The sequence below is a fragment of the Streptomyces sp. NPDC046860 genome (assembly GCF_040645115.1).
Taxonomy (GTDB): Bacteria; Actinomycetota; Actinomycetes; order Streptomycetales; family Streptomycetaceae; genus Streptomyces.
The window spans coordinates 115,586-127,887 of record NZ_JBEYXQ010000002.1; the positions used below are offsets into that span (position 1 = coordinate 115,586).

Annotated in this window: 10 protein-coding genes and 1 pseudogene; 9 read left to right on the forward strand and 2 right to left on the reverse strand. The window is 70.0% G+C overall.

The window, feature by feature from the left end:
* Positions 1-16: 16 nt before the first annotated feature.
* Genes ABZ898_RS03970 through ABZ898_RS03990 form a run of 5 tightly spaced genes read left to right on the forward strand, consistent with a single transcriptional unit; the run spans position 17 to position 5,682 of the window.
* Complete coding sequence (locus tag ABZ898_RS03970) at positions 17-1,171, forward strand: LLM class flavin-dependent oxidoreductase (protein ID WP_361652486.1); 1,155 nt, start codon at positions 17-19, stop codon at positions 1,169-1,171.
* Positions 1,168-2,706: a Gfo/Idh/MocA family oxidoreductase gene (locus ABZ898_RS03975; protein WP_361652488.1), complete on the forward strand. Its 1,539-nt coding sequence runs from the start codon at positions 1,168-1,170 to the stop codon at positions 2,704-2,706. Before ABZ898_RS03970 ends, ABZ898_RS03975 begins: the two co-directional genes overlap by 4 nt.
* Positions 2,703-3,716: a phosphotransferase gene (locus ABZ898_RS03980; RefSeq protein ID WP_361652490.1), complete on the forward strand. Its 1,014-nt coding sequence runs from the start codon at positions 2,703-2,705 to the stop codon at positions 3,714-3,716. Before ABZ898_RS03975 ends, ABZ898_RS03980 begins: the two co-directional genes overlap by 4 nt.
* Complete coding sequence (locus tag ABZ898_RS03985; RefSeq protein ID WP_361652492.1) at positions 3,713-5,017, forward strand: hypothetical protein; 1,305 nt, start codon at positions 3,713-3,715, stop codon at positions 5,015-5,017. The genes ABZ898_RS03980 and ABZ898_RS03985 overlap by 4 nt, the downstream gene beginning before the upstream one ends.
* The gene (locus ABZ898_RS03990) at positions 5,014-5,682 is read left to right on the forward strand and encodes a PIG-L family deacetylase (RefSeq protein ID WP_361652494.1); all 669 of its coding nucleotides are present in this window, start codon (positions 5,014-5,016) and stop codon (positions 5,680-5,682) included. Before ABZ898_RS03985 ends, ABZ898_RS03990 begins: the two co-directional genes overlap by 4 nt.
* Before the next feature lie 10 nt (positions 5,683-5,692).
* Here the strand turns inward: ABZ898_RS03990 and ABZ898_RS03995 are convergent, their stop codons facing one another.
* Both ABZ898_RS03995 and ABZ898_RS04000 read right to left on the reverse strand, forming a co-directional pair.
* Entirely contained in the window at positions 5,693-6,100 is a 408-nt protein-coding gene (locus tag ABZ898_RS03995; protein WP_361652496.1) for a thioesterase family protein, read from the reverse strand.
* A gap of 88 nt (positions 6,101-6,188) precedes the next feature.
* Entirely contained in the window at positions 6,189-7,481 is a 1,293-nt protein-coding gene (locus tag ABZ898_RS04000; protein ID WP_361653104.1) for a helix-turn-helix transcriptional regulator, read from the reverse strand.
* A 1,349-nt stretch (positions 7,482-8,830) separates the two neighbouring features.
* On the opposite strand from ABZ898_RS04000, the gene ABZ898_RS04005 reads away from it, so the two are divergent.
* From ABZ898_RS04005 to ABZ898_RS04020, 4 genes and pseudogenes are all read left to right on the forward strand, one after another.
* Positions 8,831-9,703 carry a helix-turn-helix domain-containing protein gene (locus ABZ898_RS04005; protein WP_361652498.1) on the forward strand — a complete coding sequence of 291 codons (873 nt, stop codon included), beginning with the start codon at positions 8,831-8,833 and terminating at the stop codon, positions 9,701-9,703.
* A gap of 2 nt (positions 9,704-9,705) precedes the next feature.
* Positions 9,706-10,398 (forward strand): hypothetical protein, encoded by a 693-nt coding sequence (locus tag ABZ898_RS04010; RefSeq protein WP_361652500.1) that lies wholly within the window; start codon positions 9,706-9,708, stop codon positions 10,396-10,398.
* Between the two features lie 164 nt (positions 10,399-10,562).
* Entirely contained in the window at positions 10,563-11,204 is a 642-nt protein-coding gene (locus ABZ898_RS04015) for a WhiB family transcriptional regulator (RefSeq protein WP_361652502.1), read from the forward strand.
* Positions 11,201-12,302, forward strand: a pseudogene (locus tag ABZ898_RS04020) (hypothetical protein); the annotation flags it as partial. The gene ABZ898_RS04015 and the pseudogene ABZ898_RS04020, both read left to right, overlap by 4 nt.

Consider the following 12,302-nt stretch of genomic DNA (forward strand, 5'->3'; position numbering starts at 1 on the left):
CATAGGGAGATACCCCTTGCACGGCTTACAGTTCCACTGGTTCCTGCCGACCGGCAGTGACGGCCGCACCCTGACCACCGGGATGCGCGGGGTGCACGGCCCCGGCCACGACACGACTACGGCAGCCGGCCCCGGCGCCGACCGGCACCGCGCCCCCGACCTGCTCTACATGACCCAGATCGCGCAGGCCGCCGAGCTCATGGGCTTCGACGCGATCCTCACCCCCGCTGGCACGTTCAACGAAGACCCGTGGATCACCTGCGCCGCCCTCGCCCAGGCCACCGAGCGCCTGAAGTTCCTGGTCGCGCAGCGCCCGGACTCGATATGCCCAACACTCGCCGCGCAGATGGCCGCGACGTTCCAGCGGCAGACCCGGGGCAGGCTGCTGCTGAACGTCGTCACCGGCGGCGATCAGGCCGAGCAGGCCCGCTTCGGCGACCACCTCGACAAGGCCGCCCGCTACACGCGCACCGACGAGTGGCTGACCGTCCTGCGCGGCGCCTGGGCCCCCGAGCCGTTCGACTTCACCGGTGCGCACTACGACGTACGCGGCGCAGCCGTCTTCACGCCGCCTGACCCGCTGCCCGGCGTGTACTTCGGCGGCTCCTCCGCCGAGGCCGCCCCGGTCGCCGCCCAGCACGCGGACGTCTACCTCACCTGGGGCGAACCGCCCACCGACGTCGCGGCCAAGCTGGACCGCATCCGCGCCTTGGCCGCCGACGCCGGGCGCAACGCACCGCGGTTCGGGATCCGGTTCCACGTCGTCGCCCGCGGCACGAGCGAGCAGGCGTGGGCCGCCGCCGAGCGCCTGCTGACCGGGATCGACCGGGACCACGTCGCGCGGGTACAAGCCACCCTGGCCCACAGCCAGTCCACCGGGCAGGCCCGGCAGAGCAGCCTGCACGCGGCCTTCCGGGACAGCGGCCGGACCTCCGACCTGGAGGTATGGCCGAACGTGTGGGCTGGCGTGGGGCTGCTGCGCGGCGGCGCGGGCACCGCGCTGGTCGGCTCGCACCGCGAGGTCGCCGACCGGATCGCCGAGTACGCGGAGCTCGGCATCACGGAGTTCATCCTGTCTGGGTTTCCCCACCTGGAAGAGGCGTACGAGGTCGGCGAGGGCGTCCTGCCACTGCTTGGAGCTGGCATCGGCCGCGCGGCGGTGAGCCGGTGAGCAGTGCCGTGAACGTGCTGGTCGTCGGGGTCGGCCCGCACACCCGCCTCAACCACCTGCCCGCGCTGGCCGTCGCGCAGGACGCGGGCCTCGCTGGCACCGTCACCGGCGTTGACCTGCCTGACGCGGCTGCCGCCGCAGTCAGGTACGGCGCGCCCGGAAGGCGGCGGCGAATGCCCGTCGTTCCCGTCCAGCCGTTCCCCACCTCCCTGCGGTCCCTGCCCGACGGGGTGCGGCGCGTGCTGGAGGGCGTAGTGAAGCGGCAGCGGATCGGCGCGGTCGTCGTGGCGACCGAGCCGTCCGTGCACCTGCCCTACGCCCTGTGGGCGATGGAGCAGGGCCTGCCGGTGCTGCTCGACAAGCCACTGACCGTGCATACGGGCGCGTCCACCGACCCGGCGGCCGCGCAGGCCATCGCCGACGACTTCGACACCCTGCTGGACGCCTACCGGGCGGCGCGGCGGCGCGATCCGCGGATGGTGGTTAGCGTGCTGAGCCAGCGGCGCTGGCACCCCGCCTTCCGCCGAGTGCGAGAGCTGATCGCCGAGGTAGCCGAGGCCACGAACTGCCCGGTCACCTCGGTCCAGTCCAGCCACGGCGACGGCCAGTGGCGGCTGCCGGACGAACTCGTCGACCTCGGCTACCACGGCTTCGACCGCGGCTACGGCAAGGCCGCGCACTCCGGCTACCACCACTTCGACACCGTGCCGTGGTGGCTGGCCGCTGGCGAACGCCCGGGCAAGGAGATCGACGAGATCGAGGTCCATGCCGCGTGCACCAGGCCCTCCGACTTCCTCGCCCAGCTCACCGTCACCGACCACGCTCGGCTGCTGCCTGGATTCGCCGACCGCAACCCGTACACCCCGCAGGATCTGGACCGGATGACCGCCGGTTTCGGCGAGGTCGACGTGTTCCTCAACGTCTCCTACCGCGGCAGCGGCCGGGTGATGGCGCTCGGCAGCCACAACCTCGCCCACACCACCTTCTCCCAGCGCAGCGCCCTTCACCCCGTGCCCGGCAGCCTCTACAAGGGCAACGGCCGGATCGGACAGGAGAGCCACATCATCCAGCAAGGGCCCTTCCAGGCCCTGCACCTGCACGTCCTGCAGACCATCCACGGTGACGAGGACGGCGTCGATCGGCAGACAACGGGCGGCGCAGACCACATCGAACTCCACGTCTTCCGCAACGACCGGCTGCGCCCCGACTGGCAGCGGCACCGCCTGCTCGGCTTTGCCGACCTCGTGCACGGCAGCGGCGACAACGCGGTGCTCCCGACTCAGCGCTCGGCACGCACCTGCGCCATCACCGAGTTCCTCTCCTACCTCACCGGACGTATACCCCGCACGGAGATGGCATCCGACCTGACCGACCATCGGCGCCCGGCGCGTCTAATGGCCGGCGCCTACCTGTCGATGTCCCGACGATGGGCCGATGCCGGCCGACCCGCCGCCCCCGTCGTGCTCGGCTTCCGCCCGGCCGCAGCCCCAGCGCCTACCGCACGCACCCTCGCCGTCTTGGGAGCCACGCGATGACCGATCTTCTCGCCACCGACCGCGCCGCGCCCGGACTGGGAACAGTCCTCGGTCCGCACCTGCATCAGGTCCTCGCCGCGTGCCGCCCGCACATCGGACGCGCCGCCCGCGTCGCGGCGTGCACCGGGGGAAACGTCAGCCACGTCTTCCGCCTCCATGGCGAGGCGGGCACCGTCATCGTCAAGGTCCGCGGCCGCCGCTTCGCCGGGGTCGCGCACATCGCCACCGACCCGGCGCTGATCTCGGTCGAGCACCGTGCCCTGACGCTCCACCACGGCCTCATGCCGGACCTGTTCCCGAAGGTCCTGGCGTTTCTGCCCGACGCGCACGCCATGGTGATGACCGATGTCTTCCCCGACGGCCGCACCTGGCGCGCACACCTCGACCAGCGCGCCGCCACCCCCGAAGAGTGCTCGCGCCTGGGCAACGCTCTGGCCCGCATCCACCGCACCACCGCAGCCCTGCCGCCGCTGCGCGACGGCGACGGCGACGACCTCTTCCGTGCCGAGCATGCATACGGCTACTGCCTACGCGCCTGCGGTCACCGCGCTCTCGACGAAGCGTGCCGCCGCCTGGACGCCTTGCCAGGCCGGCAGCTGATTCTCGGTGACGCTTGCCCGAAGAACCTCAGCCTCACGGCGGGACGCGCGGCCTTCGTTGACCTCGACAACGTGCATCACGGCGCACCGCTGTTCGATCTCGGCTACCTCCTCGCCCACCTAGTCCTGCACCACGTCACACGACCCTCGCTCCAGTACCCGCTCGTCGCCGCGCTCCTCGACGCCTATGCCCTCTCCGGCCCTGCGTGGCCCTGGCACACCGACGACCTCCTCGCAACAGTGACCGCAGGCGTGCTGCTGTACCGGCTGGAGGCCCGTACTGTTCCCTACCCAGCAACCGCCCCGCCCGCCACCTCCGACCGGCTGCGCTACATTCTGCGCCGTCTGCTGGACGCCGGGCCGTTCACCGTCCCCGACCTGCTGGCCGCCGCTGGGCCGGTGACGGCATGAACGTCCCCCTCGCCCCGTCCGGTAACCATCCGGACCTGGTCCCGCTCGCCGAACTCAGCGCCCGCGGCATCCACGCGCCCAGCGTCCAGTCGCTGGCCCGCGACCAGAGCCCGTTCGCCCGCCCCACCCCGGCCTGGACCCGCCACCTCGCACCAGGCGTCGTCCTCACCGCCCGCCCGATCGACCTCAGCGACGGCTGCCTCACCAACGCCTATACCCTTGCCGTCGACCTGGACCGCGCCCTGTGTCGGCCGGTCTCCTCCCCGAGCGGCTTCCACCTGCGCCGCCTCGTCACCGGCCCCGTCGTCGCCGCGGTCTCCGGCGCCTTCGCCTACATCTCCGACGACCCTGACTACCAGCCCGCCGAACCCTGCCTCGACCTCGCTGTCCGCCACCACCACGCAGCCAGCCTGCCCACCGTCACCAAACCCGCCCTATTCATCCACCACGGCCGCCCGGTCGTACGCACTCTGGCCGCCACCGGCACCCTCACCGTCGCTGGCCACCCTCATACCTGGACCGGCTCCAAGCAGCCCCCTCCGCGCCCGGCGGTGCACGGCCACCTCACCGTGTACGGCACGGCGAACTGCCGCATCCGCTACCACGACGACCCCCGCACGGGCTTTCGTCGCGATGTCGACCCGGCCGCCAACACAACGCCCCACGATCCGAACGCACTCGACTGCACGGTCACCCCCACCCCCACCCTGCCGCGGATCACAGCCCTGCACCCCGGCGGCGGTGCTGACCTGTTCGCCGGCGCCTACGTCCTCCGCGCACACCGACCCTGGCCCGCCCACCTCATCCCGGGAGCAGCCGTCCACGTCACCGCCATCGACACCCATGACACTGCCAACATAGACAGCGCTGTGTCGCTGGGACCGTCCGCCGCTGACGCCGCTGCCGGACGCATCGCCCCTTGGGACCTGAGCCTCGGGAAGAGTCCTTTCCGGCCGGACGCCCGCTACGCCCGCACACTGCTCGCCCTCGACGGGCGGCGCCTGACCGTGACCGTCCTGGACGGTGCACCCCTCGCTCCTGCTTTCCGGGGCACCACCGTCCAGGAGACAGCCGAGCTGTGCGAGCGCGCTGGCCACGACCCCTCGGCGGTGTTCCACCTCGACGGTGGCCAGACCTCCAAGATCGCCTATCGCAGAGGTCACGATCTGGTTGACGCTGTGGGAAGCCTCCATTACCTGCGGTGGCCCCGGAACGACCATGAGCCATTCCGCTGGCAGGGGCTTGAGGGCCGCCGTCTGCACAGTGCTCTGCAGATCACCACTCCCGAGGAGTCTCGTTGACCACCCCCCGGTCCGTCCTAGTCGTCGTTGCCCACCCCGACGACGCCGAGATCGCCATGGGTATGCGCATCCGCGATCACGTCCTCACCGGCGACCGCGTCCGCGTCCACTGCCTGAGCGCCGGACGAGTCGAGAAGGAGGACGGCTCCGTGCGCCGCGACGAGTGCCTGGCCGCCGCGAAAATCCTCGGCATCGGCGGCTACACCTTTTCCCAGATCCCCGATACCCGTTTCACCGACCACCGAGGTGCCATCAATGCGGCCCTGTTCGACGCCTTCTCTGCCGAGCGCCCCGACGTCGTCTACACCCACTACCCCGACGACCAGCACCTCGACCACGCCATCACCGGCGAGGAGGCCACCACCGTTGCGATGCGTGAGGCCGCTGACCTGATCCACTTCCGCTCCCCCTACAGCCGCGCCTTTGAGCCGACCCTCTACTTCGTCGGCACCGCCGATCTCCTGGCCGCCAAGCAGGCCGCCCTGGCCTGCTTCGCCTCCCAGCAGCAGCTTGACATGACCGTCTTCGGCGGCCTGACCGCGCTGGCCTACAGGCAACACGTGCACCACCGCGTCGTAGAGCGCTTCCCTGATAACGCCTGCGGTGCTGAGATGTTCCGCACTGCGCGTCAGATCGTCCACGCCTCCGGAGGCCGGTCGGACTGATCGCCTCAACTCAGGCTTCGGTGTAGCGGGTGAAGAAGCTGAGCTCCTCGTCGGTCATACGCCGCGGGGCGCCGGTCTCCAGGTCGTAAGCCGCCATCTTGATCGTGGCCTCGGCATACGTCGCATCGGCGTCCCGGATGGCGCACCCCAGCTCAAGGCGCGCTCCGCGGCTGCGCGTGACCCACACGTCCACGCTGACGGGCTCCTCGCGGTAGTCCAGTGGAGCCTTGTAGTCGATCAAGGACTGCTGGACCACGAAGGCGCGGCGGCGGCGCTCTGCCTCGTCGGCGGGCAGCATGTCCGCCACCATCCTCGTACGCGCCTCTTCCAGGTATCGGAGGAAGAGCGCGTTGTTGACGTGCCCGTAGGCGTCCGTGTCGGCCCAGCGCAGGGGAAGCTGGTAAGTGAACTTGTGCATTTGCGAGTCCTTCTGAATATCGAGGCGTGATCAGCGCGGTGGGCGCGCGGGGCGGATTTCGCGTATCAGGTGGCGCGGGACCACGGAGTTAAGGTGCCTCGGCCGTACGTAGGGAATCCGAGACTTCGGGGCTGGGGTGCATCGCGTCCAGGACCTCCCTCAGCACTCGTTGTTCGCTGTCGCGTTCTTCGAGCAGCTGCTGGATCCGTCGAGTTGCTGCCTCCGGCTCGGCGGGCAGAGCCGCGCGGACCAAATGGTGGGTCTCGGGGAGGCAGGGTCCCCTCAGCGCGCTCTTGGGTACGCGGGTGATCACAGTGGCTGGAGAGACGTGGGTGACAGCCCAGCAGCCTGTGGCTTCTTCCACGGCCCACACCACGGTGCGCCGGTCGAGCGAGAGGGTGAGCTGGACCTCGGGGCCCAGGACGCTGCTGAGCGCGGGCAGCGGGATACGGTTCGCGCCGGCCTGCGCCGCGGCCTCTTCGGAGGTGGCGACCACGACGCGGGAGGCCAGCGCCGCTTCTCGCCGCCAGCGGGTGGCCGCGTCCTCGTCGGCCCGGTTCTGGGCGTGCCGCTGCGCCACGGCCACGTCGTCCTGGCTGGTTGTCGTGGCTGCCCAGGCGTTCCGGGCTCCGCCGAGGGCGTCGTGCTCGTCGTCCTCACCGCCTTCGACCCAGGTGATGACGACGAAACGGGAGTCGGGCATCGAGGCGGGATAGAGGACGTGGCTGACGACTTCGACGGTCTCCCAGTCCAGCGCCGGAACGTTCATCCGGAAGACGTGGCCGTCCCGTGTCTCGCCCATGTCGTGCTCGGTGTCCCAGACGTGCCGGGCGTCGGGGTCCTTCTTGACGTCCTCGATCAGCTGGCGGAGTTCCATGTCGTTGGGGTTCGTGGCCTGGGCGAACTTGAGCATCTTCACGTATGCCGAGGCGTGCTTGTCCCAGTCCTGGTACTGGACTCGCGCTTCGCTCACGGTAAGGGCCCAGCGGATCAGGTTTGCGCCGGGCTCCATCACGAATGGCCACCACTCGGCCATGGCCGTGTTGAAGGCGAGGATGTTCCAGTATCGATCACACACGTAGGCGGGGCTCGGCAACTGGCGGTCGATGAGCAGGCGGATGGCCTGCTGGAGTTCTGGCTGCCCGGACTTGGAGCCGAGGTTGGTTCCGATGTTGTACAGGAAGAGGGCGTGGCGCTCGTCGCGGTCGAGGTTCAGCAAGCTGGCCAAGGACTCGCACTGCGCGTGAGTGAGGCGCGGCGGCGTCGCACCGCGTTCGATCTTGCGGTAGGTGCGCTCGCTCACTCCGAGGCATTTCGCAGCTGTGGCCTGGGTCTTGCCTGCCGCCTTACGCCATCGACGCAAAAGGGCGCCGAAGCCCATGTATTCACCGGCTAGTTGTCCGCTGCTCCGCCGCGAGACCTCGTCGTCCGCCGCATGTTTGCTGCTGGGGTCAAGTTCGTTTGTGACCACGAGAAACCTGCCTACTTTATGACTCTGAGCAGCGGCGAGAGCACACAAAGGGGCTCAGTGAGCACACTGGACCCCGCCCCGCCGCTCCCCCCGGAAGAACCATACGCAATATTCAGGCGATCTTGACCACGTGTGGAGTGGCCCACACGACCCACCCTTGCAATTGATTCAATGCGGAACAAAATTCCCGGCATCGCGGCACGTATGCCACCGAAACGGGCATCGCCCTGGCGGCCTAACGGCGGAATCGGCAAAACGTTGCCGGTTTTCGATCCTGCACCGCGACTCGACCGCTAGCAGCGGTTATCGCCGCCAAACTCTCAATCCATTAAGCGTCACATTCGCTACTACCGCCGGGACTTGGGTTCACGAAGGGCTACGCGGCGTAGGACAGTCAGCCGGAACCTACCGGGACGAACCAGACAAATGATCACGTTGACGCTTGTCGCCTCGCTTGACTTAAATCGTTCTGGCCAGCCGCTTCGTCGGGCTGGCGAAGCGCGAGGTGCGAGCGAGGAGGTAGCCGTGGAGATCACCGTTGCTGAACGCGAGGCGGCCTGTTCACCGGCCGTGCGCCGGCCGGAACCCTCCGCCTGTGTTCGCGCAGTTCGAGTGCTCTCGCCGCCTACCCGGTTGACAACGAGGTCGCCCAAAGAATGCATGAATCGCGGTTGTTGTATTCCGGTGCTCGCGCTCTGAGGTGCTTCGCGCATACGGATCGACCGTATGTCACGCGGCGCACTTGAAGTACTCGTAGCCGACCCGCACGGAGACATCCGCGCGGTAGGCCCGACGCGTATGGATGTCATCCTCCGCAACCAGTACAGAGTTGTAGAACCAAGTCTGGACTGTGCCGCATTCGGCTGCGTATGTTCGTCGTCCCCTGGGCGGCTTACCTGATCCGCGAGTGGAAGGAGCATCCGCCCCCAGGCACTTATCGACTCGAAAACGGCGACGGCGCCCGAGAGTTAGCAGCTCCCGGACGCCGGACGCCCAGCGGCACATCCCGCCCCCACTCAGGGCCCTGCAAGCCAACAGGGGCGGAAATGCCTAACCGTCACCGCGCTAATGCCTTCCTACGGGCGCTTCAGCGCGGCAAGCAAAGGGGATTGTTGCATGACTCCTGCCCTGCGCAAAAGGGCCCTCCATTGGGCCTGCGCGGCAGCCACCTCCGCCGCGGCTCCATCGCGCCCCGAGCCGGCGGCCACCGCCCCCGTCCTGGCGAACCGCCACCCCCGCTTCGTGTCCGGGAGCGGCCGATGAGCGGCGAAGCCCGCGAGTGGGTGTGGGAGCACAGCTCCAGCCGGGGAACCACACGATGCGTCATGCTCTCGATCGCCGACCGGGTGGCCGACGACCAGTGCATCTCCTGGGCATCGCTGTCCGACCTGGCCAAGCGTACGAACGCTTCCGTCTCCACAGTGCGCGAAGCCCTCGATCGGATGGTCGCCGCCGACGAGCTGGAAGTGCTCCACGACCTCGTGGGACCGAAGCGCAGCACGGTCTACCGCATGCCCCTGGCAACAGAGGCCCAGCGGGAGCTTCACGACGACGCCGAAGGTGCCGGTGATCCGGAGGCACCCCTGACGCTACGGATCTCGGCCCTGGAGCGGTACGGGATTCGCCTGCGCGAGGTACCGGAATCCGCCGCGAAGGTCCGGAAACCGGCAGTGCCGGAAACCGGGAGGTCCCGGCGGAAACCGATACAGAGGCGTGCCGGTTTCCGGCACAGCGGTGTACCGGAATCCGGCACACAGAACTGTAGTGAACCGGATTTGAACCGTAGGTACAGCAGTAGTGGTGCTGCCGTCGTCTCAGCTGCCGAGTGGCAGGTCGACCCAGCCACTCATGCCTGGACCCTCCAGCAGGGACACCTCGACCGCCTTGGCGAGGAGGGTCTGCGAGCGGCCGACGCCAAGTGGCGCGCCCACCGCTCGTGCTTCGGCCCCCGCCCCGCGGAATCCTGGGCAACCGACTGGCGTGCCTGGATCGCCCGCGAGCACACCCTGGCCCGCCCGCACGGCCACACCGGGCCCGGAACGGGCCCCGCCCCGACAGTCGGCATGACCCGCGCCGACATGCACACTGCCGCATTGCTGGCCGCCTGCGGCGAACCGATCGGAGCGGAGTAGCCATGGACCGCCGCCAGACCGCCGGCCTGCTGGCCTACGTCGGCCGCCTCGACTCACGGCTGATTCGCACCGACGCCCGCGAGGTCATGTACCAACTCGACCAGTGGCAGGAGCTGCTCTCTGACGTGCCGCTGGCCACGGTGCACGGCTGGGACGCCTGCGCTGTCGCACACCAGTACATCCGGACCTCGCCGTATCCGATCCTGCCGGCGGACATCGGCCGCCCGTGGGAGAGCTACAAGCGCGACCGCATCAACCGGCACGTGGACCCCACGCCGTCGGTGGACCCCGACGACCAGGCCGCCTGGACCGCCGAGCTGGTCCTCACCCGCCGCGCCGTCGCCGTCGGTGCCGCCCAGCCCGTGCAGTCCCGTCAGCTCACCAGCCGCCCGGCTGAGCCGATCCAGGAAGCACGGCTGCAGGAGGACGGCTCCTGCATCCCGCCGGAGGCCCGCGCGATGCTCGCGCCGTTCCGCCGCGCCCGAGCCGCTCACGAGGCCGCTGTCGCCAGGGGAGATCTCGATGTCCTCGCGGTGGCCTGCAAGCAGTGCGAAGCCCCCGTGGGCAGGGTCTGCCGCCTGAGGCGGATCGCTCCCGGCGGCTTCCCGCGGGGCAACACCCCGATCACCCCGCACGAGTGCCGCGTCGCCGATGCCCGGCGAGCACAGCGGACCCCGCAGCCCGTAGCGAGCTGACCCCGCCGCCTCCTCAGGTGCCCCCTATCGGCGCCGCCCACCCCCTCACCACCGATATGTGCCTGCTGCGTCGTACGCCCGTCCGTACCGCAGCATGCCCCGAAGCCGCGTCCCTTCCCCTCCACGGCCCGAACCGCCGACGCGGCAGCACACCGGAGCCCCCCTTGCACGACATCACCACCCACTCCTCGCCCCACACCGGCCTGCGGGGCATCGGCGACACGAGCTGGCAGACGCGCGGCGCCTGCCACGGAATGGACCCCCAAGTCGCCGACGCCGTCTTCTTCCCGCTCCCCCGCGACCACGCGGCCATCGCCGAGGCCAAGGACCTGTGCAGCGACTGCCCCGTCCGGCGGGACTGCCTCGACTACGCCCTGGAGAACGGCCTCCGCGAGGGAGTCTGGGGCGGACTCACCGCGGCCGACCGGCGTCCCTGGCACAACGGGCTGTCCAAGCGTCTGGACTACCGCCGCGTGAGCGCGTTCTTCCAAGGGCGCGATGTGCACCTCACCGAGGCGGAGCGCCAGGTCGTCGTCGACCACGCCTACGTGCGCGGGTGGCGGCCCGACCGGCTCGCCATCGCGCTGAAGGTCAGCCCCGATCACGCCCGTGACCTGCTCCGCAAGGCCGAGAACAAGGTGCACGACCGCGACCGCAACCACGGCGTGCCCCGGCCCAAGACGAAGCGGCCGAAGACCGTCCCAGCCGCCGTCACCAGCCCGACCGCCCAGCCCGGCAGCCGGCGGACTGCGCCCCGGACGGCGACACCAACCTCGGCACAGGCCCATCTCGGAAAGGCCGCATGACCCACCCCTTCCTCTCCCTCGGCATCGCGCCGAACCTCCCCCTCTTCCTCGTGGCCACCGTGCCCGCCGCCCTCGCCGTGGTGCTCACCGCCTGGACGATGCGGCGGCGCACGGCCCACTCCGCGGGGCCTCGCAGCGGCCTGGAGATCAAGGTCGCCGCCCTCGCCGCCATGGGCTGCACCGCCTACAGCGGTGACACGAGCTGGAGGTTCGCCGCCGACCACCTCGATATGGCGGGCACCGCCGAGCGGACAACCATGTTCGCCGCCGCAGAACTCGCCCTTTTCGCAAGCTCGTTGCTGGCGCGGAAGAACATGTCCAGCCTGGGATCGGCCGGCCTGCCCGGTGCCTTGGTCTGGGCCATCAGCGCCGTGCAGGTGATCCCCGCGTACGCCGAGAGCGGTCCCGTCGGCGGGACCGTCCGTGCCGTTATCGGTCCCCTCCTGGCGGGGACCATGTGGCACCTCGCCATGGGCATCGAACTCCGGCTGCGCACGCCGGGTGCCCTGCCCAACGGGCTGGTAGCCATCCTGCGGCGGGAGGTACGCGAGCGCCTGCTCTCCCGCCTCGGCATCGCCACCCGAGATCGCGACGCCGCGCAGATCACCCGGGACCGGGCCACCACGCGCGCGGTCGCCCTCGCCGCTCGCCTCGCCGAGCGCACGCCGGAGCAACAGCGGAGCTGGCGCGGCCGACGCCTGACCCGGCGGCTGTCAAAAGCGGTCGGTGTGGCCTCGGTCGGTACCGATGCCGTCCAGCGTGCCAAGCTCCTCGACCAGCTCGCCGCGCGTCGACACGCCCTCGCGCTGGCCACGGTGCCGCTGCCCTCTCCCTGGTCCCAGCCAGATGGGACTGACGCTGCCGCTGCGGTCCACTCGCGGGAGCCCCTCCGCGTACCGGTCCTCGTGGAGCGGCGTACCGGTACTCCGGGAAACCCGGTCGAGGGAAAGGAGACGTGGGAAACGTCGGGGACCGAGCCCGCTGGGCAGGAGCCCAGCGAGACGGACGACAGTGCAGGAACCGGCACAGCAGCAGGGCTAGTCGCGCATGCCCAGCAGCCGGGCCGGGGACCGGTAGCAGCCGACACGGGGACCGAAC

What these genes read in the sequence shown, in the direction of transcription:
- ABZ898_RS04005 (WP_361652498.1), top strand. Translation starts at nt 8,831, where the DNA reads ATGAGCGGCGAAGCCCGCGAGTGGGTGTGGGAGCACAGCTCCAGCCGG.
- ABZ898_RS03985 (WP_361652492.1), top strand. Translation starts at nt 3,713, where the DNA reads ATGAACGTCCCCCTCGCCCCGTCCGGTAACCATCCGGACCTGGTCCCG.
- ABZ898_RS03980 (WP_361652490.1), top strand. Translation starts at nt 2,703, where the DNA reads ATGACCGATCTTCTCGCCACCGACCGCGCCGCGCCCGGACTGGGAACA.
- ABZ898_RS03995 (WP_361652496.1), bottom strand. Translation starts at nt 6,100, where the DNA reads ATGCACAAGTTCACTTACCAGCTTCCCCTGCGCTGGGCCGACACGGAC.
- ABZ898_RS04000 (WP_361653104.1), bottom strand. Translation starts at nt 7,481, where the DNA reads ATGGGCTTCGGCGCCCTTTTGCGTCGATGGCGTAAGGCGGCAGGCAAG.
- ABZ898_RS04010 (WP_361652500.1), top strand. Translation starts at nt 9,706, where the DNA reads ATGGACCGCCGCCAGACCGCCGGCCTGCTGGCCTACGTCGGCCGCCTC.